This is a genomic window from Pseudomonas sp. HLS-6 (genome assembly GCF_002753995.1).
Lineage (GTDB): Bacteria > Pseudomonadota > Gammaproteobacteria > Pseudomonadales > Pseudomonadaceae > Aquipseudomonas > Aquipseudomonas defluvii.
Genome location: NZ_CP024478.1, coordinates 332897 through 356611, shown reverse-complemented (window position 1 = coordinate 356611; position 23715 = coordinate 332897). Strand labels below are relative to the sequence as shown.

Sequence of the window (23715 nt, the reverse complement as noted above, 5' to 3'; positions counted from 1 at the left end):
GGTGCGTCAGCGGTGCCTCGAAGGGGAAAATCTGGCGGCACTTGGTTAGACTGCCGCCCTTCGCAGCTCCCCCGGCAAAAGGACTTGGCATGCCCGCGTTATCCCCTTCGTTGTATTTCTATCTGCTCGTTGGCGCCCTTCAGGGGCTGTTGCTCTTGAGCGCACTTTGGCTGGAGATCCCCTGGATCAGCACCATGCTGGTGACACTGGCTACCGTCGGCGGGATCAACCTGCAACTGCTAGGGCGTTCAGTACTGCAGCGTGGCACCTGGGTACTGGTTGCACTGATGACACTGGTGATGACGGCGATCAGCGGCTGGGTCTTTTCCGAAAACGGCTCGCAGTGGTTGCAAGGGTCCTGGGTGGTCTGCGCGAGCCTGCTGGGCTACATCGGCTGCGCCTTCATCGCCAGTTGGCCAACCCGTGAAGGCCGCTGGCCACGCTATGAAGACCTGTTCAGGCATGCCTGGAACAACATTTTCATCGTGCTCCTCGCCCAGCAACTGGTCATGGTGGTGATGCTGCTGGCGTTGTTGTGTGGTGCGCTGTTCAAGATGCTGGGCGTGCCGCAGGTCAAGGCGGTGCTCGAGTCACCGCTGTTCCTCGCGATCGCCCTGACACTGGTGTTTTCCCTCGGCATGCGCATAGGCCGCGAGAAAGAGACGGTCATTGGGCTGCTGCGTGGCGTGCTTCTGGCGGTGTGCCGCTTCCTGCTGCCATTCGGAGCACTGATGACCGTGCTGTTCATCCTGACCTTGCCATTCAGTGGCCTGCAACCTGTCTGGGATACCGGTTCTTCGACCCTGATCCTGCTGTGCCTGGTGGGGCTTAACCTGTTTCTGGTCAATGGTGTGTTCCAGGACGGTCACGACAGCGCACCATACGCCAGAGGCTTGCGGCTTTTGGTGGAGTTGTCCCTGCTCTGCTTGCCGGTGCTGGTCGTACTGGCAGGCTACTCGACCTGGCTGCGCATTGAGCAATACGGCCTGACGCCACAGCGTTTCATGGCGATCCCGCTGCTGCTGGTCGCGCTGCTGTATAGCCTTGCGGCGGTGTGGGCGGTTGTTCGCCGGCAGTCGGTGTGGCTGGGGCATCTGCGTACCAGTAACCCGCCCATTGCCCTGTTTGGCTGCGTGGTGTTGGTACTGGTGCATACGCCACTGGTGAGCCCTGAGACCTGGAGCGCAAAGCACCAGGTGCAACGCCTGCTCAGCGGGCGTACAGCGGTGGCGGACTTCGATGCCTGGACCCTGCGCTACCGGCTTGGTGCGCCTGGAATCGAGCAGCTCGAATGGCTCACGGCCGAAGTGGACCGCGGGCAGATTCTGGACGCTCAAGGGCGCGAGCAGCTGCGTGAGATTTTGAAAGAGCCGACCTACCGCTCGAACTCGGCAGAATTTGACGGCCGTGATAACGCCTTGAAGATCGAGTGGGTCGGCAATACCGAGGACGGTGTCGAGACGATGCTGAAAGGCGCGTTCATCGGCATGCATTGCCAGGGGGCTGGTTGCGTACTGCACGCCATGGACCTGAACGACGACGGTCGCAACGAGGTGCTGCTCGTGTCCAAGGAGGAATGGGCGTTCAAGGCTTACATTCTGGAGCGTGATGAGCACGGCGAGTGGCGAGCGGCTGCAGACCTGGAGGGGCAGGACGACCCGGCGCGCGTGATCGAGTTGATCCGCCAGGGTGCGCTAAAGCCGGTCAAACCACGCTTTAACACGTTCAACATCGACGGTGTGGAACTGAGCGCATTGCCAACGCACGACTAGGTGTTGAGCTGCCGAGCAGCCCAACACCGGCACCGCATGTTAGCTGTTAGGCAGCAAACGGCAGGTCAGGCTCTTGATGTAGCGGGTTTCCGGAATCGCCGGGTGTACCGGGTGATCCGGGCCCTGGCCGCCACGTTCCAGCAACTGGATGTTGCGGTCCAGGTGGCGGGCGCTGGTCAGCAGAATGTTCTGCAGGTCGTCTTCAGGCAGGTGCATCGAGCACGACGCGCTGACCAGGATGCCGTCCTTGGTGAGCAGGCGCATGGCTTGCTCGTTCAGGCGACGATAGGCGCCCTCGCCGTTCTTCAGGTCTTTCTTGCGCTTGATGAACGCCGGTGGGTCGGCCACGATCACGTCGAAACGCTCTTCGGCAGCTTTCAGTTCTTTCAGTGCTTCAAATACATCACCTTCGACGCAGGTGACCTTCTCGGCAATACCGTTGAGTGCAGCGTTACGCTCAACGCCGTCCAGGGCGAAGCCCGAAGCGTCGACGCAGAACACTTCGCTGGCGCCAAAGGCACCGGCCTGCACGCCCCAGCCACCGATGTAGCTGAACAGGTCGAGAACACGCTTGCCTTTGACGTACGGCGCCAGGCGCGCACGGTTCATGCGGTGGTCATAGAACCAGCCGGTTTTCTGGCCTTCCATCACCGGCGCTTCGAACTTCACGCCGTTTTCTTCCAGTGCAACCCACTCGGGCACCAGGCCGAATGCGGTTTCCACATAGCGATTCAGCCCTTCGGCATCACGTGCAGCGGAGTCGTTCTTGAACAGGATGCCACTTGGCTTGAGCACCTGGATTAGCGCAGCAAGGATGTCGTCGCGGTGCAGTTCCATGGTGGCCGAAGCCAGTTGCACGACCAGAATGTCGCCGAAACGGTCGACCACCAGGCCCGGCAGCAGGTCGGAATCACCGTAGACCAAGCGGTAGTAAGGCTTGTCGAACAGGCGCTCACGCAGCGACAGGGCCACATTCAGGCGGTGCACCAGCAGCGACTTGTCCAGCGGCAGCTTGGCATCACGCGACAGCAGGCGAGCACAGATCAGGTTGTTCGGGCTCATCGCGACGATGCCAAGGGCTTTACCGCCCGCGGCTTCCAGCACGGCCTGATCACCGGCCTTGAAGCCATGCAGCGGGGTCGCGGCGACGTCGATTTCGTTGCTGTAAACCCATAGATGGCCGGCGCGCAGGCGGCGGTCGGCGTTGGCTTTGAGGCGAAGGCTGGGCAGGGACATGACGTCGCTCCGGAAAAAAGAGCGGGAGTATAACGCGTCGACGAGGTTCAACGCGTGGCCGAGGATAAATAGCCGCCAAGTGGTGAACCGAGGTGGCAATTAGTTGCAATTGCGCCATCTGCCGGTGTTCCTTGGGCGCAGGGCAAGGTTAAAATCGCCGCTCAGCCCCGAGTGTGTACTTATGTCCCAAGAGCTCTCCTCCGAACAGATTCAGCAGGCCCTGCAGGGCATCAGTGTACCGCCCCAGCCGCAAATCATGGTTGATCTGCAAATGGAGCAGTACATGCCTGATCCAGACCTGGAGATGATCGCCAAGCTGATTTCCCAGGACCCGGGGCTTTCTGGGGCACTGCTCAAGCTGGTCAACTCAGCGCATTTCGGCCTGACCAACAAGATCGCTTCGATTCAGCGCGCGGTGAATCTGCTCGGTAGCCGTTCGATCATCAACCTGATCAATGCGCAGTCGATCAAGGGCGAGATGAGCGATGAAACCATCGTCACCTTGAACCGTTTCTGGGACAACGCCCAGGACGTGGCCATGACCTGCATGACCCTGGCCAAGCGCTTGGGCTCACAAGCGGTGGACGAGGCCTATGCCCTGGGGCTGTTCCACGACTGTGGCATCCCGCTGATGCTCAAGCGTTTCCCTGAGTACATGAGCGTGGTCGAAGACGCCTACGCCAGCGCCGGGCCCGGCCAGCGGGTGGTCGATACCGAAAACCAGGTGTTCAACACCAACCATGCCGTGGTCGGCTACTACACCGCAAAGTCGTGGCGCCTGCCGGAACACCTGAGCAATGCCATTGCCAATCATCACAACGCCCTGGCGGTATTCAGTGATGAATCGGCGCGTAACAGCCAGTTGAAGAACCTGCTGTCGATCCTGAAGATGGCCGAGCATATTTGCGCTTCGCACCGGGTGCTGGGTGGCCAGAGCGAAGACCATGAGTGGAACACCATCAGCCATCTGGTGCTCGATTACGTCGGCTTGCCTGAGTACGACTTCGAAAACCTCAAGCAAACCATCCGCGACCTGGGTGGGCATTGATCGATGCCTGAATTGCCAGAGGTCGAAACAACACGACGCGGGATCGCACCCTATCTGGAAGGTCAGCGGGTCAAACGGGTGATCGTGCGTGACCGGCGCCTGCGCTGGCCGATCCCCGAAGACCTTGATGTTCGCCTCTCAGGCCAGCGTATCGTCAGCGTCGAACGGCGGGCCAAGTACCTGCTGATCAACGCCGAAGTCGGTACATTGATCAGTCACCTGGGCATGTCCGGCAACCTGCGGCTGGTAGAAATCGGCCTTCCAGCGCTCAAGCACGAGCACGTGGACATCGAGCTGGAGTCTGGGCTGGCACTGCGTTACACCGACCCCCGGCGCTTTGGCGCGATGCTCTGGAGCCTCGACCCGCTGCACCATGAACTGCTGATCAAGCTGGGGCCTGAGCCGCTGACCGATCTGTTTGGCGGTGAGCGCCTGTTCCAGCTATCGCGGGGACGCTCGATGGCGGTCAAGCCATTCATCATGGACAACGCGGTGGTGGTGGGCGTCGGCAATATCTATGCGACCGAGGCGTTGTTTGCCGCCGGCATTGACCCTCGACGCGAAGCGGGGAGCATTTCCCGGGCGCGCTACCTGAAACTGGCTATCGAAATAAAACGAATCCTGGCCAGTGCCATCGAACGTGGCGGTACCACCTTGCGTGACTTTATCGGTGGCGACGGCCAGCCTGGCTATTTCCAGCAGGAACTGTTCGTTTACGGGCGCGGGGAAGAACCGTGCAAGGTGTGTGGCAGCACCTTGCGAGAAGTACGCCTCGGGCAGCGCGCCAGCGTGTACTGCCCACGCTGCCAGAGCTGAGCCGCCTCAGCGCGGGCTGAATACCTCGGAGGTGCCCAGCCCGCGTGGATCGCTGGCCGCCTCCAGGGTGTGCCCGGCCTTATCCCAGAACAGCACCTGTTGATTGCCATAGGCGCGGCCCACGTCCTTGAGCGTGTAACCACGCGCCTGCAACTCGCGCTGCTGCTCGGCACTGAACGCCCCCGGCTCGTGTTCAACCACGTCCGGCAGGTACTGGTGGTGGTAGCGCGGTACCGCTGGCCAGGTGGCCACGGGCCGGCCATCAAGAAACGCCATGACCGATAACAGCACCATGCTCGGGATGCGGCTGCCGCCAGGCGTACCAAAGGCGGCGAACTGGCTGGGGCTCTCGATAAACGTGGGGCTCATGCTCGACAGCGGGCGCTTGCCGGCGGCTACCGCATTGGCCTGGCTGCCGGCAAGCCCGTAGCTGTTGCTGCCGCTGGGGTCTGCTGCAAAGTCGTCCATTTCATTGTTCAGCACCACACCCGTACCAGGGGCACTGTAGGCGGCACCAAACGGCAGGTTGACCGACAAGGTGGCCGCTACCGCATTGCCTTCGGCGTCGATCACCGCGAAATGAGTGGTGTGGTCGCCTTCGCGCCAGGCCGGCGCTGGCGGCAAATCGGCACTGGGGGTCGCCTTGTAGGTATCAATGCCATCGGCCAACCCCTGCAGGTAACCGCGCGAAAGCAACTGGGGGATCGGGTTACTGACGTAATCCGGATCGCCAAGCAGGCCACGGTCTCGGTAGGCGCGGCGCAGCACTTCAAGCACGTAATGACTGCGCTGTACGCTGTCGGCGCTCTGCCAGGGCAGGCGCTGAAGCATGGCCAGGCTCTGTGCCAGGGCCACACCACCGGCAGACGGCGGTGGTGCGCTGATCAGCTCGCGGTGCTCAGCCAGCGGGTAGCGCAACGGTTCACGGTGAACGACGCGGTAGTCGTTCAGGTCGTCCTGGCGCCAGATACCGCCTGCACCCTGCACGCCACTGAGCAGTGCCTTGGCCGTGGCGCCGGCATAGAAGCCGTCATGACCCTGCTCGGCCAAGCGTGTCAGGGTGACGGCCAGTTCAGGCTGGCGGATGAACGTACCCAACGCCGGGACGTCACCGTCTTTCAAGAACAAGCGCGCACTTTCCGGGTCGTCACGCAGGGCAGCCAGGCGCATCTGGGCACGGTCGCGGTAAACCCGGTCGACAGCAAAACCCTGATTGGCCAGGCGAATGGCCGGCGCCAGCGAGCGGTTTAGCGGCAGCCTGCCGTAGTTGGCAGCGAGGTCGGCCAGCGCGGCAGGCAGGCCTGGAATAGCGGCAGCCAGCGGCCCATTGATCGACAGGCCCGGTTGAACCTTGCCGTCCTTGAGGTACAGGGTCGCGGTGGCCTTGCCCGGCGCACGCTCGCGGGCATCGATGAACTGATAGCGGGCCGGTGAGCCGGGTTGGCGCAGCAGGAAGAACCCGCCGCCACCCAGCCCCGAGCCATAAGGCTCAACCACCGCCAGGGCGGCACTCACGGCAATTGCCGCATCGAACGCGTTACCGCCCTGCTCCAGCATTTCCCGGGCGGCTGCCGTGGCTTCCGGGTGCGGGCTGGCAATCGCCGCCCGCCCCGGGCCGTCGGCCAAGGCCTGCGTGGCACACAGCGCCAGCGCGGCGCCAAGCAACAGTGAGCGAAGCGCGGCGCTACCGGTCATCAGGCCTTGCCGGTGATCTTGCGGTACTTGATCATCAGCTCTTCATGGGTTTCTGGGTGGGCTTCATCCAGCGGGATGCAGTCAACCGGGCAAACCTGTTGGCATTGCGGTTCGTCGTAGTGACCGACGCACTGGGTGCACAGGTTCGGGTCGATCACGTAGATCTCTTCGCCCTGGGAAATAGCGGCGTTCGGGCACTCGGGTTCGCAGACGTCGCAGTTGATGCAGTCGTCGGTGATGATCAGGGACATGGGGACTCCGGCCTGGGCATCTGGCCCTGGCATGTGAAAACCAATGGCGTAATTGTGCCGCATTAGCGCCCGCGATGCACGCGGGCGCTCGGTTCAGGCCGGAAGAATCACTTCTTGAAGCGTTGGGTCAGGGCGTCGGCCACCGCTGGATGAACGAACTTGCTGATGTCTCCACCCAAGGCTGCGATTTCACGCACCAAGGTGGAGGAGATAAACGAATAGCGTTCGGAGGGCGTCAGGAACAGGCTCTCGACATCCGGGGCCAATTGGCGGTTCATGTTCGCCAGCTGGAACTCGTACTCGAAGTCGGACACTGCGCGCAAACCTCGCAGGAAGACATTGGCTTGCTGCTCCTTGGCAAAATGCGCCAGCAGCGTGGAGAAGCCGATGACTTCGACATTGGGCAGATGACGGGTGACCTCGCGCGCCAACTCGACCCGTTGTTCCAGTGGGAACAGCGGGTTCTTCTTGGGACTGGCGGCAACCGCGATAATCACGTGGTCGAACAGGCGCGAGGCGCGTTCGACCAGATCGCCATGGCCCTTGGTAATAGGGTCGAATGTCCCTGGGTACAACACTCGGTTCATCGCGTCGTCCTGGCAGGAGTGCGTTGGGGAGTCGGATGGTAGCGCAGCCTCTGCAGTCGGCCAAGTCGCATGCACAGGCTGATGGCACTATAGACAGCATGAATAAGGCTTGTCACCCGCCTTTCGACAGGCGCTTGGCCAAGGCATCACTGAGCCTGGCGCTCAGGCCATACACCGATAACTGTGGGTTGGCGCCAATGCTGGTAGGGAACAACGAGCCGTCGTGAATCGACAGATTGGCCAACTGATGATGCTGGCCAAGGCTATTGCACACCGCCTGGCGCGGGTCTTCACCCATGGCGCAGCCACCCATGACATGGGCGCTGCCCAAGCGGACAAGAAAGCGTTCGAGGTTCAGGCCGTCGATCATCAGCCGGGCTTCGGCCAGGCTTTTCACGTAATGCGCGTCACTGTGCAGCGGCAGCACCGCCTCGGCCCCAGCGGCGAACTGGATCTCGGCCATGCTGTGGAAGGCGCGACGCAGGCCATCCCAGGTGTAATCGGATATCGAATAGTCGAGCACGGGTGAACCATCATCACGCAGCGACACCTCGCCACCGACACTCTGTGGATGGAAGCCGTCACGCATGAGTGCCAGCATGACATGGGTGTTCGGCAGTTGCGCCATGCGCAGGGCATTCTCGCGACCAAAGTGACCTAGCAGGGTACTGGCCAGCGCCGGGTGCAGGGGCGGCACCTCCAGCTTGTAGGCCATTGGCCCGGTAACGCCGTCACGCCATTGAAAATGGTCGGAGTAGATCGACTGAGGGGCGCCGTAAAACGGGTTCACTGTGTCCTTGAACTGCGCGGCGCTGAAATTGACCAGGTGCAAGAAGGTGCGTTTGCCAAGACGTTGATGTGGGTCTGGCGCATCGGAGCGCAACAACAAGGCCGGGCTGTTGATACCGCCACCGGCCAGCACATAGTGCTGCGCCTTGATGGTGATGCGCCGGCCCGTGGGCGAAACGCAGCGGCTGTCCATGGCCACACACTCCAACTGTGCGATACGTTCGCCGTTATGCACCAGCCGCTCGGCACGGGCCAGGTACAGCAGCTCGCCGCCGCGCTCCAGCGTCGCCGGAATACTGGTGACCAGCATCGACTGCTTGGCGTTGACCGGGCACCCCATACCGCAATAGCCCAGGTTCCAGCAGCCACGCACATTGCGAGGAATGACCTTCCAGGCGTAACCCAACTGCTCACAGCCGCGGCGCAGCACCTCATTGTTGGCATTCGGCGGCATGGCCCAGGGCTCAATGCCAAGGCGCTTTTCCATGCGTTCGAACCATGGCGCCAGTGCTTCGGCACTGTGGCCTTTGACCCCGTGCTCGGTGGCCCAGTGGTCCAGGGTTTGCGCCGGCGTGCGAAAACTTGAGGTCCAGTTGATCAGCGTCGTGCCACCGACCGCCCGGCCTTGCAGGATGGTAATGGCGCCGTCCTTGCTCATGCGGCCGATGCCCTCCTGATAGAGGTTGGCATAGGCCTGGTCTTCGAGCAGGTGAAAGTCGCTACTGGTCTTCAACGGCCCCTCTTCGATCAGCAGCACCTTGAGCCCGGCGGCGCTGAGCAACTCGGCAGTGGTAGCGCCGCCGGCACCGCTGCCGATGATCGCCACATCGGCTTCCAGCGTCAGATCCTGGCTCAGTGTCGAACCGTCGTAGGTCTTCCAGCCGCGGGCCAGGCCTTCGCGGAACAGATCGGGTACGGGCATGTCGGTGCTCTGGATAAGGGGGTCAGATTTTCGGCGGGCCGGGGTAGCCACAGTCGGCCCACGCATCGGGCAGGCTGTACCACGCCATCTGTAACAGTTGAAGCAGCGAGCCATGCCCCATGCGTAGCAGGTCGAAGGTGCTGTGCTGCCATCGTTTCAGAAAGGCATGGATCTGCTCGCTACTCGCCTGGTCCCACGCGCCCCATACGCCGGTGAGCGGGCCTCGGGTCAGGGGCAGGCTCAGCACATCGAGTAGCTGCCGGGTCAGTTTCAGCATGGCTGGGGAGAGGCAGGCGAGCTTGTCATCCAGGCTACGCAGCACCGCCTCCACCGTGTGCACTGCAGCCGTGCCTTCCAGAACCACAGGGATCAGCGCCCGCAGCATCGGCAGGTCGCTGTCGCGCAGTACCTGCAAGCCCTTGGCCGACGGCGCCGGTGTGCAACCACCCAGCCCAACCGTGGCAAGCAGCGCGGTGGCGCCGAGCCCCAATTTGAGCAGGCTGCGCCGGTTCAGTGTGTGCAGGTCAGGCAGGCATGTCGTCATTGTTATTGGGCCCGGGGGTATCGCCGATTAACGGATGAACAGTTTGTACACCAGCTTTTGCAGGGCCTTGCCATAAGGCGGGTAGATCAGCCGTGCCGCATTCAATCGCTGCTTGACCAGCACAGCCTTAGCCTTGCTGAAGGTCAGGAAACCATCATGCCCGTGGTAATGGCCCATGCCAGAAGGGCCGACGCCACCAAACGGCAGGTCATCCTGAGCAACATGCAACAGGGTGTCGTTCAGGCACACCCCACCGGAGTGCGTCTGCTCCAGCACGCGCTGCTGCTCTCGGCGGTTATAGCCGAAGTAATACAGCGCCAGCGGGCGAGGCCGCTGGTTGACGTAGGCCAGGGCATCGTCAAGCTGGCGATAGGGCACAACAGGTAACAGCGGGCCGAAGATTTCGTCCTGCATGACCCGCATGTCGTCGTTGACCTGCAGCAGCACGTGAGGTGCCAACTGCCGGCCCTCGCTGTGCTCCCCGGGGTACAGGTCGAGCACCTGTGCGCCCTTGTCGCGCGCATCGCTGAGGTAGTCGTTGAGCCTGGCCAACTGGCGCGTGTTGATGATGGCGCTGTAGTCCGGGTTACCTGCGATCTGTGGATAGAACCGCTGTACCGCCTTGCGGTAGGCGTCGACAAACCCGGCCAAGCGCTGTTCAGGCACCAGTACATAGTCCGGGGCAACACAGGTTTGCCCGGCATTCAGGGTTTTGCCAAAAGCAATCCGTTCGGCTGCAGCCTCCAGTGGTACATCCGCCGAGACGATCGCCGGGGATTTACCCCCAAGTTCCAGCGTCACGGGGGTCAGGTTTTGTGCGGCGGCCTGCATGACCTTGCGCCCGATGGAGGTCGCGCCCGTGAACAACAGGTGGTCGAACGGTAAGTGCGAGAACGCCTCGCCAACCTCGGCCTCGCCCAGCACCACACTGACCAGGTCATCGGGAAAGACCTTCTGCAGCAGGCCTTTGAGCCGATCGCCAGTGGCCGGCGTCGCTTCGCTAAGTTTGAGCATCACTCGGTTGCCGGCTGCCAGAGCACCGGTCAGCGGACCTATGGCAAGAAACAGCGGGTAGTTCCAGGGCACGATCACCCCGACTACGCCCAATGGCTGGTACTCCACCCGCGCACGGGCAGGCTGGAACGCCAGGCCGACCGGGCGCCGAGCCGCTTTCATCCAACGCTGCAGGTGTCGCTCGGCATGGCGCAGGCCCTGAACACTGGGCATCAGTTCGGCCAGCAGGGTTTCATCGGCACTGCGCGTGGAAAAATCGCAGCCAATCGCCTCGACCAGTTCGTCCTGATGCTCCAACAGCGCCAGGCGCAGGTGCTTCAACCACTGCCGACGCTGGGCCGCAGGCGGCATCGGGTTACCGGCAAAGGCCTGTCGTTGAGCGGCAAAGGTCGCGTTCATTGCATCAAGTGCAGTGGCTAGCGGTAGCGTACTGGCAGTGTCGACGGTCATGCAGTGCTCCACGACAGGGGCAATATGAATAGAGCTAATGCTCTAATATTGCACTGTTGTACCAATTTTAAAAGCCTCTGGCCGGGTACATCCTGCGGTCGATAAACCGTAAGATGGGCCTAATCATTCAAGCTCATGTTTTGGGAGCTGACCCATGGCCCCACGAATCAATACCCGCGAACGCATCGTGCAGAACAGCCTGGAGCTGTTCAACCAGCAAGGCGAGCGCAGTGTGAGTACCAACCACATCGCCGCTCACATGGAGATTTCGCCCGGAAACCTGTACTACCACTTTGCCAACAAGCAGGAAATCATCGCCGTATTGTTCACGCAGTACGAAGAACAGGTGGACAGCTTCCTGCGCCCGCCCGAAGGGCGGATGGCGACCGTGGAAGACAAGCGCTTCTACCTCAAGGAATTGCTGGCCGCGATGTGGAACTATCGCTTCCTGCACCGCGACCTTGAGCACCTGCTCGACAGCGATCAGGAACTGGCCTCGCGTTACCGCCGCTTTTCTCAACGCTGCCTGCTGCAGGGGCAGGCGATCTATCGCGGTTTCGTCGAAGCCGGCATCGTTGCGATGGACGCCGTACAGATCGAGTCGCTGACGCTCAACGCCTGGATCGTGCTGACCTCCTGGGTGCGGTTTCTCTGCACGACCCGCGAGCATTCCGCGCACCTGAGTGAGGAAGCGTTCAAGCGTGGCGTTTATCAGGTGCTGGTACTTGAGCTGGGCTTCGTCACCGCCCAGGCGCGCCCGGCAGTGGATGCCCTGTGTGAAGAATTCTACGTTTCGCTGAACAAGGCACTGGAGCAGTGACGCCCCCAGCCTTTGCTACTCACCCCTAGTTTGAACAATAAGGAGATGGTCATGCCCCTCGCGCAACTGATGAGCCCTGAGCAACTGGCCGAACGGCTCGAACAGCCAAAGCTGGTGGTGCTCGATTGCCGCTTTGCCCTGGACGATGTCGATTACGGTCAGCGCAGTTATGCCGGAGGGCATATCGCCGGTGCGCATTTCGCCGATCTGGAGCGCGACCTTAGCGGCCCGGTGGTCAAGGGCGTGAGTGGACGTCACCCGCTCCCCCAGCCAGGGCGGTTGATTGAACGCCTGCAAAGCTGGGGCGTGGATAACGACAGTGACGTCGTGCTTTATGACGATGGCCCGGGCGCCTTTGCCGCGCGAGCCTGGTGGCTGTTGGCCTGGCTGGGCAAGCGTAGTGGCGTCTATGTGCTCGACGGCGGGCTCAAGGCCTGGCACGCCGCAGGGTTACCGTTGAGCCTGGACCCCGCAGAAAAACGAGAAGGACATTTTTCCGGCAAACCGGATCAGGCCATGCTGGTTTCGGCGCAGCAACTGAACAAACGTCTGGGCTCACCGGAGCTGACCTTGCTTGATGCCCGTGCCTTGCCGCGTTTCCGTGGCGAAGTAGAACCTATCGACCCGGTCGCAGGGCATATCCCGGGCGCCCAATGCGCAGCCTTCACCGATAACCTGGGCGCTGATGGCCGTTTCCTGCCGGCCGAGCAGCTGCGTCAACGCTTTGCTGCTGTTCTGGGCGCGCGTCAGCCAGAAAACCTGGTGGCCTATTGCGGTTCAGGCGTGACCGCCTGCCATAACCTGTTTGCCCTGTGCCTGGCCGGTTACCCGCTGGCAACGCTGTACGCCGGTTCCTGGAGCGAGTGGATTACCGACCCGCAAAACGCTGTCGCCACCGGCGATTAAGCACCGCTGGCCAACCACTGCGGAATGCGCCGCTCCAGGTAATAGCCGGGGTGGCGCAGGCTCCCGTCGATAAAACCGACATGCCCACCGTGGGCATGCAGTTCCAGAGTGGTCTGCGTCGACAGCTCGTTGTTACCCGGCAGGCTGTGGCGAAACACGAAGGGGTCATCGCTGGACTGGATGATCAGCGTTGGCGTCCGATTCTCCCCGAGAAAGTAACGGCTCGATGAACGCCGGTAATAGTCATGGGCGTCGGCAAAGCCGTTCAGCGGCGCGGTGACCTTGCCGTCGAAATCCCAGAACGTGCGCAAATGCTCCAGTGACCCCAGGCGCTCGATAGCCGACAACCCCTCCTGATGGCCGTGGCGCTGGAAATGCCGCTGCTTGTCTTTCACGTAAGCCCGCATCGCGCGCATGAAATGGGCTTGATACACCCGCGAAAAGCCTTGGCCAATTCGGTCGGCACACTGATCCAGGCGAAACGGCACCGACACCGCCACGGCGGCCTGCAAAGGACAGGCTGTACCGGTCTCGCCCAGGTATTTAAGCAGTATGTTGCCACCCAGCGAGTAGCCAACAGCATAGAGCGGTGCAATAGGGCGCTGAGCCTGCAGGTGAGCAATGACTTCGGCAAGGTCCTCGCTGGCGCCAGAGTGGTAGCTGCGCGGCAACAGGTTCGGCTCGCCTGAACAGCCTCGCCAGTTCACCGCAACACTGCCCCAGCCCTGCTCCGCGAGTGCCTGCTGCAAGCCGAGGATATAGGGCGATGATGAGGACCCCGTCAGGCCATGTAGCAGCAGTACCTGGGGAGCATCAATGCGGTGCGGGCCGTACCAGTCCAGGTCGAGAAAATCACCGTCCTTTAACCAAAGTCGCTCACGGCTGCGTGACGGCTGGGCGAGCTTGCGCCATAGCGGCCCCCACAAGGTTTGCAGATGGGGGTTGCCCAGCCCGGGGGCTGGGCGAAATACGGGTGTATTGAGGCTCTGGGGCAACTTCGATTCCTCTTCTGGCGTCAACTAAGTTGCCACAAACCATAATCGTTGTACCGCCACTATTCGTCGGCTTGTGTAATCAACAATAGCTCGGGCAACGGCTCCTGAGGCACCTCGGGACCAACACTGATGAACACCGACTTCTTAAGGTCTAAGTTGCGATTTACGGCAAGCCTGACAGCCTCTGGCGTCAAGGCGAAAGCCTCTTCCTGTTGCCGCTGAATGTAATCAAGCGGCCTACCGTTGAAGCCTATGGCAGAAATTTTCCGCACCGCGAGGGCGTTGACCGAAATTGAGTTGAGCGCTTCGCTACGAAATAGCTGTCTGGCCAGGTCCAGCTCTTCCTGGGTGGGGCCGTTACGCAGGAATGTCTCCAGCATCTCACTGACCAACGCTTGAGAAGCCTCGTTGTAGCGAGGCTCTACATCCCATTTGATCTGCAACGACCCGCCAGCCTTGAACGGCATGAACGTGGCCACAACACCATAGGTCAGCCCACGTTTATGGCGCAGTTCATTCGTCAGACGTGCGTTGGGATGGTTGCCCAATAAAATACTGGCAATCTCCATGGCAACGTAATCCGGGTCGTCTAGCGTGACGCTCGGAAATGCCAGCATGACATCGGTTTGTGCATTCGAGCGCTCAAAATGCAGAACCTCAGGCTCAGCTTCTGGCGTACTGGCAATCGGAGGTTGAGCCGGCCCCTCGGGCAGCGCCTGGCTAACGGTTTCGGCAATGGCCTTGGCCTCCTCCAGCGCCAGATCACCGATCAGTGAAATGACCATGTTCTGGGGGGTGTAGGTCTGGCTGTGAAACCTGTGCAAGGCTTCGCGGGTAACCGCTGCAATACCCTCTGGCGTGCCCCCTGACGGCTGGGCGTAGGGGTGGCCACGAAAGAGCTGGGCATATAACTCGTTCTTCAGGAAAAACGGCATCCAATTGTTGTCATCGTTCAACTGATTGAGCATCTCCCCTTTCAACCGCTGCAACTGAGTGGCGCCCAGTGCGGGCTTGCCAACCACCTCGGCGAACAGCTCAACCAGCGGTATACGGTGCTCGGCAGCGCTCAGGCTGCGCAGCGAAACAGAGACAGAGTCCGCTTCGTAACGGGTCGAGAACTTAGCGCCGTGCCGCTCGAACAGTTCGGCAATTTCGTCGGTGTTGTAGTCCTTGGTTCCTTCGTTGAGCATGCTCACGGTAAGCGCTGATAACCCGGGCGTGTCGCCATCCCGGACGCTGCCGGCATCAATCTTCAGCACCAGATCAAACATGGGCAGGCCAGGCGAATGCACGAATAGCACCTGAGTGCCTGCATCGGTACGCCAGGTCTGAATGTCCTGCTTTATCTCGGGGTGGCTGAGCAGATCAATCTCGTGAGGCGAGGTAAGCCCACCGAACAGTTCGTCCGTTGCTGTTGCGGCGGTAGAGCTCATCAGGGTGAAGAGCGCAACGCTTAATACGCCAATCACGCCATGACGCATACGTGCCGTGAGGTTATTCATGGTCGGCCTCCTTGGCCTGCAGATGGGCAATGGTCAAACGCTCACGCGTCAACAGGCTTTGAGCGGCGCGCTGAACATCCTCGGCGGTGACAGCTTGCAGTGCCTGGATTTCGTCGTTGAGGTAGGTCAGCGGTAAACCGCTGCCGACGAACTCGCCGATGGCGTCGGCCTGTGCACCCAATTCGTCGCGGACATACACCTGCGAAGCGATCAAACGCGCTTTGGCACGTGCCAGTTCGGCTGCTGTAGGTGGCGTGGACTTGAGTGCTTCGAGCATTTCCCAGATCCGCATTTCGACGTCAGCCAATGCGGGCTGGGTGGTCGGGTTTGGGAACGCATCCAGCGTCAGCAGTGTGTCGCCGCGCCGGTAGGGCTCGTAGGAAGACTGTACATAGGACAGCATTTTTTCATGACGGATCAGTTGGGCGTTCATGCGTGAACTGAAGCCTTCCGTGAGTATCTGAGGAATTAGGCGCAATGCCAGGGGCAGATGAGGCGCTTCAGCCGTTGCAGCACTGGGGACGTTAAAGGCCAGTATCAGGCCAGGCTCCAACTGGGGCAGGCGCAGGTCCAGGCGACGCTCGCCCACGCTACCCTGCTCGCGAGGCACTTTCTTCACCGGAGTGTCTCGGCGCGCAATGGCGCCGAAATAGCGCTCAACCAAGGGTTTAAGCGTTTCAAGGTTTACGTCACCCACCACCACAAGGGTGGCGTTGTTGGGGACATACCAGTCGCGATACCACTGCCGCAGCTCCTCGACGCGCATCTGTTCAAGGTCGTTTGCCCAACCAATTGTCGGCGTCCGGTAGCTGCTCTGTGCATAGGCGTGGGCCTGGACCCGTTCCTGAGCCAACATGATCGGCGCGTTGTCCACGCGGCGGCGGCGCTCAGCCTTTACTACCTCGATCTCACGCGCATATTCCGTTGCGCCCAAACGCGCAGTTTCCATCGCGTCAGCGGCTGCCTCCAGGGCGATTGCAAGCCGGTCGCTGGGCAAGGTCTGGTGAAAAACCGTGGCGTCATGTGTAGTGAAGGCGTTTTCCGTGGCCCCGATGCGGCCGAATATCTTTGCAATCTGGCCGGGGCCGATTTTGCTGCTGCCCTCGAACATCAAGTGTTCCAGTGCATGGGACAATCCCGATTGGCCGGGGTATTCGTAGCTGGAGCCGACGTGGTACCACAGCTGCGATTCAACGAGAGGGGCACGGCGATCTTCTCGCAAAATAACCTGCAGGCCATTGTCGAGGGTGAAGTGCTGCAAGGGGGCGGGTTCACTGGCCGTTGCCAATAGCGGCAGGCCGGGGGCAAGACAGGCGAGCGCCCATCGCAAGGTTTTTTTGATCATGGGAAGTACTCCATAAAGTGGCATCAATTGCCGGAGTAGCTTCTGTGTTCTGCCAAAGGGGATGGGTGTAGATAGTTATTGAGGTGTCAGGCCCGCCGAGCGGCGGGCCTGATGTGCGATCAGCTGCGCTGCCACAACGCGTAGTGCACCTGGCCGGCCTTTTTCTCCCGGTGCAACCGCCAGTTGCCGGGCATGTGCAGGCTCGACGGCGCGGTCTCACTCTCGGTGTAGATCCACGCGCGTGGCGCCAGCCATTGGCGCTCTTCAAGCAGGCTGCAGGTCGTGCTCAGCAGGTCCTGGTGAAACGGCGGATCGAGAAACACCACATCAAAGGGAGCACCTGGCTCGCCCTGCAGGTAACGCTGGGCGTCACTCTGGATCACCTGGCCAAGCGAGCAACGCAGGAGTTCCAGGTTCTGCTTGAGGCTGGCAATCGCAGCCGGATTGTTGTCCAGCGCTACCGCAGAGGCGGCACCGCGCGACAACGCCTCAAGGTACAACGCCCCGCTGCCACTGAAAGCATCCAGCACACGCGCGCCTTCGATGTAGGCAGCCAGCCAGTTGAACAGGGTTTCTCGCACCCGGTCCGGGGTCGGGCGCAAGCCTGGGCCGTCGGGGAAATTCAGACGACGGCTACGCCATTCGCCGCCAATGATGCGCAGTTGGCCCTGGCCATTGTGGGCACGGGCCGGTTTTGCGGATGGACTGGCCATTAATGCTCCGGAACACCGAGCGGTTGCTCGGCGGGTTTGTTTGTAGGGGGTGGCAACGGCTTTTGCGGCACACTCGGCCCCGCCGTAACGATGACCATCTTGTCAGCCACCAGGTGCTTGTTCAGCGCCGCCTTGACCTGCTCGGTGGTCAGGCTCTGGGACTGCTGCATGTAGTCTTCCAGGTAGGTCAGCGGCAGGTTGTAGAAGCCGATAGCGCCCAGTTGGCCAACGATACTGGCGTTGCTGGCATTGGACAGCGGGAAGCTGCCGGCCAACTCACGCTTGGCGTCGTCCAGCTCTTGCTGGGTAGGGCCGGTTTTCAGGTAGTCACGCAGAATGTCCTGAACCAGTTTCAGGGTGCCCTCGCTGAGTTCGGCGCGGGTCTGCAGGTTGATCAGGAACGGCCCACGTGCCTGCATCGGCGTGAACCCGGAGTACACCCCGTAGGTCAGGCCGCGTTTTTCCCGTACTTCGCTCATCAGCCGCGTGCCGAATGTACCGCCACCCAGGATCTGGTTACCCAGCATCAGCGCGGCATAATCCGGATCGTTGCGGTCGATGCCCAATTGGGCGAGCAGCAGGTGGGTCTGCTTGGACGGGAAGTCGATATGGCTGGCGCCCGGCGTGGGCTCGCTCGGCTCGGCAACTTTGGCCAGTGCCGGGCCTTTAGGCAGCGCGGCAGACACCTGGGCAGCGATCTTTTCAGCGTCTTCGCGGCTCAGGTCACCCACCAGTGCGATCACGACGTTACCTGCGGCGTAGGCCTTGGCATGGAAAGCACGCAGTTGTTCGACGGTAATCGGGGTAATGCTCTTGGCATTGCCATCGCTCGGGTGAGCGTAGGGGTGGCTGCCATAGAGGCGTTCGAACAGTTGCTGGCTCGCCAGCTTGCCGGGGTTCTGTTTCTGGTACTCGAAACCCGCCAGCAACTGGTTCTTGATTCGCGCCAATGCATCGCTCGGGAACGTCGGCTTGCCGACCACTTCAGCGAACAGTTTGAGCGCAGGCTCACGCTTGCTCGTGCTGCTCAGGCTACGCAGGGTGGCAACGGCCATGTCGCGGTAGGCGCCGTTACCGAAATCGGCCCCCAAGCCTTCGAAACCTTCGGCAATGGCACTGACGTCCTTACCGGCAACGCCTTCGTTGAGCATGGCATTGGTCAGGGTCGCCAAGCCAGGGGCATCGCCATCCTGGCTGCTGCCTGCAGCGAAAGTCAGGCGCAGGTCGAACATCGGCAGCTCACGGGCTTCGACGAACAGCACCTTGGCGCCCTCAGCGGTGTTCCAGGTCTGGATATCCAGTTGGCGGCGACTCGGCGCCTTGTCGTCGAGCTCAGCCAGCGACTGCAAGGTATTGCTTGGCTTTGCCGCCGGTTTTTCCGCGACTGCAGCGTTATCGGACTGGGCGGGGCGGGCCAGGAAAAATGCCAGCAGTGCCACCGCCAGCAGGATACCCAGGCCCATCAGGGTGTAACGGGGAGTCGTGCGCTCACTCATGAGCCTTTTCCTCGGGCAATACGTGGGCGATGCTCAGGCGCTCGCGGGTGAAGTAGGTGCTCGCGGCCTTCTGGATATCAGCCGGGGTCACGTTTTTCAGCTCGTCCAGTTCGTTGTCGATCAACTTCCAGGACAGGCCAACCGTCTCCAACTGGCCAATGGTGGTGGCCTGGCTGCTGATGGAGTCGCGGTTGTAGACCAACCCGGCGATCACTTGGGCGCGTACACGCTCAAGCTCTTCAGCCGACGGCGGTGTGGTCTTCAGCTCTTCGAGCAGTTTCCAGATACCGGCCTCGACGTCGGCCAGGGTCTTGTTCTTCTGGGTATTGGGCGTGGCCGAAATCACGAACAGGCTGTCACCACGGGCAAAGGCGTCGTAGTTGGTAGACGCCCCGGAAACCAGTTCCTGCTCACGCTCGAGGCGGGTAGACAGGCGGGCGCTGTAGCCCCCATCAAGCAGGGCCGAGATCAGGCGCAGGGCGTGTACGGTACGCGGGTCCTTGGCGGTTGCCAGGCTCGGTACGTTGAAGCCGTAGATCAGGCTCGGCAGTTGGGTGCGCACATGCAGCGTCAGCTGGCGCAGGCCAGGCTCGGCCAGTTCCAGCGGAAGCTTCGCCGAGGGCACAGGACGCTTGGGAATACCGCCGAAAAAGCGCTGGGCGAGGGTTTTGACCTCGTCTGGAGTGACGTCGCCGACCACGACCAAGGTGGCGTTGTTCGGCACATACCAGGACTGGTACCAATGGCGCAGGTCTTCGACGGTCATGCGCTCAAGGTCGGCCATCCAGCCGATGGTCGGTGTGTGGTAGCCACTGGCCGGGTAAGCCATCGCGTTAAACCGCTCGTACGCCTTGGCAGTCGGCTGATCGTCGGTGCGCAGGCGGCGCTCTTCCTTGATGACTTCGATTTCACGGCTGAATTCGTCGGCAGGCAGGCGCAGGCTGGCCATGCGGTCGGCTTCCAGCTCAAAGGCCACCGGCAAACGGTCGCGGGCCAGCACCTGGTAATAGGCGGTGTAGTCATCGCTGGTGAAGGCGTTTTCTTCGGCGCCCAGGTCACGCAGGATGCGAGAAGCTTCGCCAGGGCCAAGTTTCTCGCTGCCCTTGAACATCATGTGCTCCAAGGCATGGGACAAACCGGTCTGCCCCGGCGTCTCATAGCTGGAACCCACCTTGTACCAGACCTGCGAAACCACCACGGGGGCGCGGTGGTCCTCGCGTACGACCACTTTGAGGCCGTTATCGAGGGTGAACTCGTGAGTGGGCTGCGGATCGGCGGCAAAGGCCGCGAACGGCAGAATAACTGTGCTGAGCAGCAGGCCAGTGGCACGGCGGGCTAGAGCATTCATTCGTTGTTCAACCTGTAGGACTGCCCGCTTGGTCTTAGCGTCTGCGGGCGAGGAGGTGCTAGGATACTGATCCGGTTGCCAGACGACCATGCCTGTCGGGGTTCAAGCCCGAAGGCTTCTCGACAAAATGTGCGCATGAACAAGCCGGTTTAAACATAGTCTGTTCTGCGTTGAAAGAATTTTTTGAGGCGCCACAGTGGCGCATCGCTACCCTGAGATAGCCGTCTTCCATGTTTGGTTCCAACGACGACAAAAAGAACCCGGCCCCGGCCGGTGAAAAGAAGGGCCTGTTCGGTTGGCTGCGCAAGAAGCAGCCGGTTGTCGAACAGCCACAGCCGCCCGCCCAGGATGTACCTGAGCAGGTCGCGCCAACCGTCGCCGAGCCGGCGATCAACGTCGCCCCTGTTTCGGCCCCGACACCCGCAACGCCTGTTGCAGAGGTTGCCCCCGCTGCGGCCCCGGCAACACCGCATGCCGGGTTGACCTTGCCGGTTCCAGAGGAGCCGGTGGCACTGATGGCTGACCTCGAGCCGCATTCGCCGCCCCCGATTCCCCATCGCGACGCACCGGTGGCGCCGCTCGAATCGACCCCGCCGGTGGTTGCAGCGCCTGCGCCAGCCGCCGAACCTGCACCTGCACCGGTCGTACCTGCGCCGGTCGCTCAGGCAGCGCCACCTGCGCCTGTGGCTGCGCCAGTCGAGCCAGCGCCAGAGCGTACCGAAGAAGCCAAAACCGGTTTCTTTGCCCGCCTCAAGCAAGGCCTGTCGAAAACCAGCGCCAGCATCGGCGAAGGCATGGCCAGCCTGTTCCTGGGCAAGAAGGCCATCGACGACGACCTGCTCGACGAAATCGAAACCCGTCTGCTGACCGCCGACGTCGGCGTTGAAGCCACATCGGTAATCATCCAGAGCCTGACCCAGAAGGTCGCGCGCAAGCAGTTGGCTGACAGCGATGCCCTGTATAAATCGCTGCAAGGCGAACTGGCCGACCTGCTCAAGCCTGTTGAACAACCGTTGCGCATCCAGTCGCAGAGCACGCCTTTCGTGATTCTGGTCGTCGGTGTCAATGGCGCGGGCAAGACCACCACCATCGGCAAACTGGCGAAGAAACTGCAGCTTGAAGGCAAGAAAGTCATGCTGGCAGCAGGCGACACCTTCCGTGCCGCCGCAGTCGAGCAGTTGCAGGTGTGGGGTGAGCGCAACAATATCCCGGTCATTGCCCAGCACACCGGCGCCGACTCGGCCTCGGTCATCTTTGACGCACTGCAGGCCGCCAAAGCCCGCGGTATCGACGTGCTGATCGCCGACACCGCAGGCCGCCTGCACACCAAAGACAACCTGATGGAAGAACTCAAGAAGGTCCGTCGGGTAATGGGCAAACTCGATGCGGCTGCCCCACACGAAGTCCTGCTGGTGCTGGACGCCGGCACTGGGCAGAACGCCATCAATCAGGCCAAGCACTTCAACCAGAGCGTTGAGCTGACCGGCCTGGCATTGACCAAACTCGACGGCACCGCCAAAGGCGGGGTGATCTTCGCCCTGGCCAAGCAGTTTGGCTTGCCAATTCGTTACATTGGTGTGGGCGAAGGCATCGACGATCTGCGGACCTTCGAGGCCGAACCCTTTGTGAAAGCACTGTTTGCCGAGCGGGAGCATCCATGATCCGATTCGAACAGGTCGCCAAACGCTATCCGAATGGTCACGTTGGCCTGCATGAATTGAGTTTTCGGGTACGTCGGGGCGAATTCCTGTTCGTCACCGGCCATTCCGGCGCCGGCAAGAGCACCTTGCTGCGCCTGCTGCTGGCCATGGAGCGTCCGACCAGCGGCAAGTTGCTGCTGGCTGGCCAGGACCTGGGGCAGATCAGCAACGCACAGATCCCGTTCTTACGCCGCCAGATTGGCGTAGTGTTCCAGAACCACCAGTTGCTGTTCGACCGCACCGTGTTCAACAACGTCGCCCTGCCGCTGCAGATTCTTGGCCTGTCCAAGGCCGAGGTGGCCAAGCGGGTCGACTCCGCACTTGAACGCGTGGCCTTGTCGGACAAAGCCGAGCTGTACCCCGGCGACTTGTCCACAGGGCAACAGCAGCGTGTCGGTATCGCCCGGGCGATCGTTCACCGCCCGGCCTTGCTACTGGCCGACGAACCGACCGGTAACCTTGACCCGCGCCTGGCGGCAGAGATCATGGGTGTTTTCGAAGACATTAACCGCCTGGGCACCAGCGTGCTGATCGCCAGCCACGACCTGGCACTGATCGCACGCATGCGTCACCGTATGCTGACCTTGCAGCGCGGCCGTCTGATCGGCGATGGGGAGGCCGGGCAATGAGTGCAACACGTAGTCCCAAGGTTTCCGAGCGGGTGGCACCGAAACCGGCCGACCCTGCCCCGGAGAAGAAAAAACGCGGCAACGACGACGATGACGGCCCGGACTTCGGCACCCTGCTGCATGCGTGGCTGGAAAGCCACCGCTCGAGCCTGCTCGACAGCCTGCGTCGCCTGGGCAAACAACCGATTGGTAGCTTCTTCACCTGCCTGGTGATGGCCGTCGCCCTGAGTCTGCCCATGGGCCTGTCATTGCTGCTGAGCAATGTCGAGCGGCTCGGCGGCTCCTGGCAGCGCGCAGCGCAAATCTCTTTGTACCTGAAGCTGGACGCCAGCAGCCGTGACGGCGAAGCCTTGCGCGACCAGATCAAAGGCATTGCGGGTGTCGCCGAGGCAGAGTTTGTCAGCCGTGATCAAGCCCTCAACGAGTTTCAGAAGCAGTCCGGCCTGGGCGAAGCCCTGCGCGAGCTGCCCGAAAACCCGTTACCCGGTGTAATCGTGGTCACCCCGAAGGAAGTCGACAAACCGGCCCTCGAGGCCTTGCGCCAGCGCCTGGCCGAACTGCCACGGGTTGAACTGGCCCAGCTGGACCTGGTCTGGGTCGAGCGCCTGGCAGCGATCCTGAAGCTGGGTGACCGCTTTGTATTCGGTCTGACCGTGCTGCTGGTCTCGGCGTTGCTGCTGGTAATTGGTAACACTATTCGTCTGCATATCGAGAACCGCCGCATCGAAATTGAAGTCATCAAGCTGGTCGGTGGTACCGATAGCTATGTCCGTCGACCGTTCCTGTACATGGGCGCACTCTACGGATTTGGCGCAGGTGTACTGTCCTGGGGCGTGCTGGCATTTGGCTTGAACTGGCTGAATGATGCGGTGATCGGGCTTTCTGGCCTCTACGGTAGCGATTTCGCACTGGCAGGTGTGCCGCCAGCCGATGGTCTATCGCTCTTGCTTGGTGCAGTGTTGTTAGGGTATATCGGTGCTTGGATTGCGGTCGCTCGTCACTTGAGCGAGCTCGCACCGCGATAAAAGTGTCTTTTTGCCTGCATTGACGTAGCGTTTGGGGGAACTTGTTCTGGGTTCCCCGGTCAATGTTGGCAGTGCCCACGGGCACGAATTCAGTGAGTCGGAGGTTTTTTCG

At 61.5% G+C, this 23715-nt stretch carries 21 protein-coding genes; 8 read left to right on the top strand and 13 right to left on the bottom strand.

Going from position 1 to position 23715, the window contains the following annotated elements; translation table 11 throughout:
• The first annotated feature begins 89 nt into the window (after positions 1–89).
• Positions 90–1772 (top strand): DUF4153 domain-containing protein, encoded by a 1683-nt coding sequence (locus CS390_RS01590; protein ID WP_099773328.1) that lies wholly within the window; start codon positions 90–92, stop codon positions 1770–1772.
• Between the two features lie 39 nt (positions 1773–1811).
• Here the strand turns inward: CS390_RS01590 and CS390_RS01585 are convergent, their stop codons facing one another.
• Positions 1812–3008, bottom strand: coding sequence for a class I SAM-dependent rRNA methyltransferase (locus CS390_RS01585; RefSeq protein ID WP_065758180.1), 1197 nt, complete (start codon positions 3006–3008; stop codon positions 1812–1814).
• Positions 3009–3189: 181 nt separating this feature from the next.
• Here CS390_RS01585 and CS390_RS01580 point away from each other — a divergent pair, with 181 nt between their 5' ends.
• Entirely contained in the window at positions 3190–4056 is an 867-nt protein-coding gene (locus tag CS390_RS01580) for an HDOD domain-containing protein (protein WP_099773327.1), read from the top strand.
• A gap of 3 nt (positions 4057–4059) precedes the next feature.
• The gene (mutM, locus tag CS390_RS01575) at positions 4060–4872 is read left to right on the top strand and encodes a bifunctional DNA-formamidopyrimidine glycosylase/DNA-(apurinic or apyrimidinic site) lyase (RefSeq protein WP_099773326.1); all 813 of its coding nucleotides are present in this window, start codon (positions 4060–4062) and stop codon (positions 4870–4872) included.
• Between the two features lie 6 nt (positions 4873–4878).
• Here the strand turns inward: mutM and ggt are convergent, their stop codons facing one another.
• The 6 genes from ggt to CS390_RS01545 form a co-directional block, all read right to left on the bottom strand.
• Positions 4879–6567, bottom strand: a complete 1689-nt coding sequence (ggt, locus tag CS390_RS01570; RefSeq protein ID WP_099773325.1) for a gamma-glutamyltransferase — start codon at positions 6565–6567, stop codon at positions 4879–4881.
• On the bottom strand, positions 6567–6818 hold the full coding sequence (locus CS390_RS01565) for a YfhL family 4Fe-4S dicluster ferredoxin (protein ID WP_065758176.1): 252 nt from the start codon (positions 6816–6818) through the stop codon (positions 6567–6569). Before CS390_RS01565 ends, ggt begins: the two co-directional genes overlap by 1 nt.
• Before the next feature lie 107 nt (positions 6819–6925).
• Positions 6926–7405, bottom strand: coding sequence for a pantetheine-phosphate adenylyltransferase (gene coaD / locus CS390_RS01560; protein WP_065758175.1), 480 nt, complete (start codon positions 7403–7405; stop codon positions 6926–6928).
• A gap of 112 nt (positions 7406–7517) precedes the next feature.
• Positions 7518–9116 (bottom strand): GMC family oxidoreductase, encoded by a 1599-nt coding sequence (locus CS390_RS01555; protein ID WP_065758174.1) that lies wholly within the window; start codon positions 9114–9116, stop codon positions 7518–7520.
• 22 nt (positions 9117–9138) lie between these two features.
• Positions 9139–9630 carry a twin-arginine translocation pathway signal protein gene (locus CS390_RS01550; protein WP_099776506.1) on the bottom strand — a complete coding sequence of 164 codons (492 nt, stop codon included), beginning with the start codon at positions 9628–9630 and terminating at the stop codon, positions 9139–9141.
• 57 nt (positions 9631–9687) lie between these two features.
• The gene (locus tag CS390_RS01545; RefSeq protein WP_099773324.1) at positions 9688–11124 is read right to left on the bottom strand and encodes a coniferyl aldehyde dehydrogenase; all 1437 of its coding nucleotides are present in this window, start codon (positions 11122–11124) and stop codon (positions 9688–9690) included.
• A 154-nt stretch (positions 11125–11278) separates the two neighbouring features.
• On the opposite strand from CS390_RS01545, the gene CS390_RS01540 reads away from it, so the two are divergent.
• Together CS390_RS01540 and CS390_RS01535 are read left to right on the top strand one after the other, a co-directional pair.
• A complete protein-coding gene (locus CS390_RS01540; RefSeq protein ID WP_065758172.1) occupies positions 11279–11944 on the top strand; it encodes a TetR/AcrR family transcriptional regulator in 666 nt (221 codons plus the stop codon).
• Positions 11945–11995: 51 nt separating this feature from the next.
• On the top strand, positions 11996–12850 hold the full coding sequence (locus CS390_RS01535) for a sulfurtransferase (protein WP_065758171.1): 855 nt from the start codon (positions 11996–11998) through the stop codon (positions 12848–12850).
• Here CS390_RS01535 and CS390_RS01530 read toward each other — a convergent pair.
• From CS390_RS01530 to CS390_RS01505, 6 genes are all read right to left on the bottom strand, one after another.
• Complete coding sequence (locus CS390_RS01530; protein ID WP_099773323.1) at positions 12847–13845, bottom strand: hydrolase; 999 nt, start codon at positions 13843–13845, stop codon at positions 12847–12849. The genes CS390_RS01535 and CS390_RS01530 overlap by 4 nt on opposite strands.
• A gap of 59 nt (positions 13846–13904) precedes the next feature.
• Entirely contained in the window at positions 13905–15347 is a 1443-nt protein-coding gene (locus CS390_RS01525; RefSeq protein WP_099773322.1) for a pitrilysin family protein, read from the bottom strand.
• On the bottom strand, positions 15340–16692 hold the full coding sequence (locus CS390_RS01520) for a pitrilysin family protein (RefSeq protein ID WP_099773321.1): 1353 nt from the start codon (positions 16690–16692) through the stop codon (positions 15340–15342). The genes CS390_RS01525 and CS390_RS01520 overlap by 8 nt, the downstream gene beginning before the upstream one ends.
• 119 nt (positions 16693–16811) lie before the next feature.
• Complete coding sequence (gene rsmD / locus CS390_RS01515) at positions 16812–17405, bottom strand: 16S rRNA (guanine(966)-N(2))-methyltransferase RsmD (RefSeq protein ID WP_065758167.1); 594 nt, start codon at positions 17403–17405, stop codon at positions 16812–16814.
• Complete coding sequence (locus tag CS390_RS01510; RefSeq protein ID WP_099773320.1) at positions 17405–18901, bottom strand: pitrilysin family protein; 1497 nt, start codon at positions 18899–18901, stop codon at positions 17405–17407. Before CS390_RS01510 ends, rsmD begins: the two co-directional genes overlap by 1 nt.
• Positions 18894–20249, bottom strand: coding sequence for a pitrilysin family protein (locus tag CS390_RS01505; RefSeq protein WP_065758165.1), 1356 nt, complete (start codon positions 20247–20249; stop codon positions 18894–18896). Before CS390_RS01505 ends, CS390_RS01510 begins: the two co-directional genes overlap by 8 nt.
• Before the next feature lie 230 nt (positions 20250–20479).
• On the opposite strand from CS390_RS01505, the gene ftsY reads away from it, so the two are divergent.
• The 3 genes from ftsY to ftsX are packed head-to-tail and all read left to right on the top strand — an operon-like array spanning position 20480 to position 23603.
• The gene (ftsY, locus tag CS390_RS01500; protein WP_099773319.1) at positions 20480–21910 is read left to right on the top strand and encodes a signal recognition particle-docking protein FtsY; all 1431 of its coding nucleotides are present in this window, start codon (positions 20480–20482) and stop codon (positions 21908–21910) included.
• The gene (gene ftsE, locus CS390_RS01495; protein ID WP_010222191.1) at positions 21907–22578 is read left to right on the top strand and encodes a cell division ATP-binding protein FtsE; all 672 of its coding nucleotides are present in this window, start codon (positions 21907–21909) and stop codon (positions 22576–22578) included. The genes ftsY and ftsE overlap by 4 nt, the downstream gene beginning before the upstream one ends.
• Complete coding sequence (gene ftsX, locus CS390_RS01490) at positions 22575–23603, top strand: permease-like cell division protein FtsX (protein WP_065757981.1); 1029 nt, start codon at positions 22575–22577, stop codon at positions 23601–23603. The genes ftsE and ftsX overlap by 4 nt, the downstream gene beginning before the upstream one ends.
• Positions 23604–23715 lie beyond the last annotated feature (112 nt).

Coding starts and splice junctions, on each gene's coding strand:
- CS390_RS01585 (WP_065758180.1), bottom strand. CDS start 3,008: ATGTCCCTGCCCAGCCTTCGCCTCAAAGCCAACGCCGACCGCCGCCTG.
- CS390_RS01565 (WP_065758176.1), bottom strand. CDS start 6,818: ATGTCCCTGATCATCACCGACGACTGCATCAACTGCGACGTCTGCGAA.
- CS390_RS01510 (WP_099773320.1), bottom strand. CDS start 18,901: ATGAGTGAGCGCACGACTCCCCGTTACACCCTGATGGGCCTGGGTATC.
- rsmD (WP_065758167.1), bottom strand. CDS start 17,405: ATGGCCAGTCCATCCGCAAAACCGGCCCGTGCCCACAATGGCCAGGGC.
- CS390_RS01535 (WP_065758171.1), top strand. CDS start 11,996: ATGCCCCTCGCGCAACTGATGAGCCCTGAGCAACTGGCCGAACGGCTC.
- CS390_RS01505 (WP_065758165.1), bottom strand. CDS start 20,249: ATGAATGCTCTAGCCCGCCGTGCCACTGGCCTGCTGCTCAGCACAGTT.
- CS390_RS01545 (WP_099773324.1), bottom strand. CDS start 11,124: ATGACCGTCGACACTGCCAGTACGCTACCGCTAGCCACTGCACTTGAT.
- CS390_RS01555 (WP_065758174.1), bottom strand. CDS start 9,116: ATGCCCGTACCCGATCTGTTCCGCGAAGGCCTGGCCCGCGGCTGGAAG.
- CS390_RS01525 (WP_099773322.1), bottom strand. CDS start 15,347: ATGAATAACCTCACGGCACGTATGCGTCATGGCGTGATTGGCGTATTA.
- ggt (WP_099773325.1), bottom strand. CDS start 6,567: ATGACCGGTAGCGCCGCGCTTCGCTCACTGTTGCTTGGCGCCGCGCTG.
- CS390_RS01520 (WP_099773321.1), bottom strand. CDS start 16,692: ATGATCAAAAAAACCTTGCGATGGGCGCTCGCCTGTCTTGCCCCCGGC.
- CS390_RS01540 (WP_065758172.1), top strand. CDS start 11,279: ATGGCCCCACGAATCAATACCCGCGAACGCATCGTGCAGAACAGCCTG.
- mutM (WP_099773326.1), top strand. CDS start 4,060: ATGCCTGAATTGCCAGAGGTCGAAACAACACGACGCGGGATCGCACCC.
- ftsX (WP_065757981.1), top strand. CDS start 22,575: ATGAGTGCAACACGTAGTCCCAAGGTTTCCGAGCGGGTGGCACCGAAA.
- coaD (WP_065758175.1), bottom strand. CDS start 7,405: ATGAACCGAGTGTTGTACCCAGGGACATTCGACCCTATTACCAAGGGC.
- ftsY (WP_099773319.1), top strand. CDS start 20,480: ATGTTTGGTTCCAACGACGACAAAAAGAACCCGGCCCCGGCCGGTGAA.
- ftsE (WP_010222191.1), top strand. CDS start 21,907: ATGATCCGATTCGAACAGGTCGCCAAACGCTATCCGAATGGTCACGTT.
- CS390_RS01580 (WP_099773327.1), top strand. CDS start 3,190: ATGTCCCAAGAGCTCTCCTCCGAACAGATTCAGCAGGCCCTGCAGGGC.
- CS390_RS01590 (WP_099773328.1), top strand. CDS start 90: ATGCCCGCGTTATCCCCTTCGTTGTATTTCTATCTGCTCGTTGGCGCC.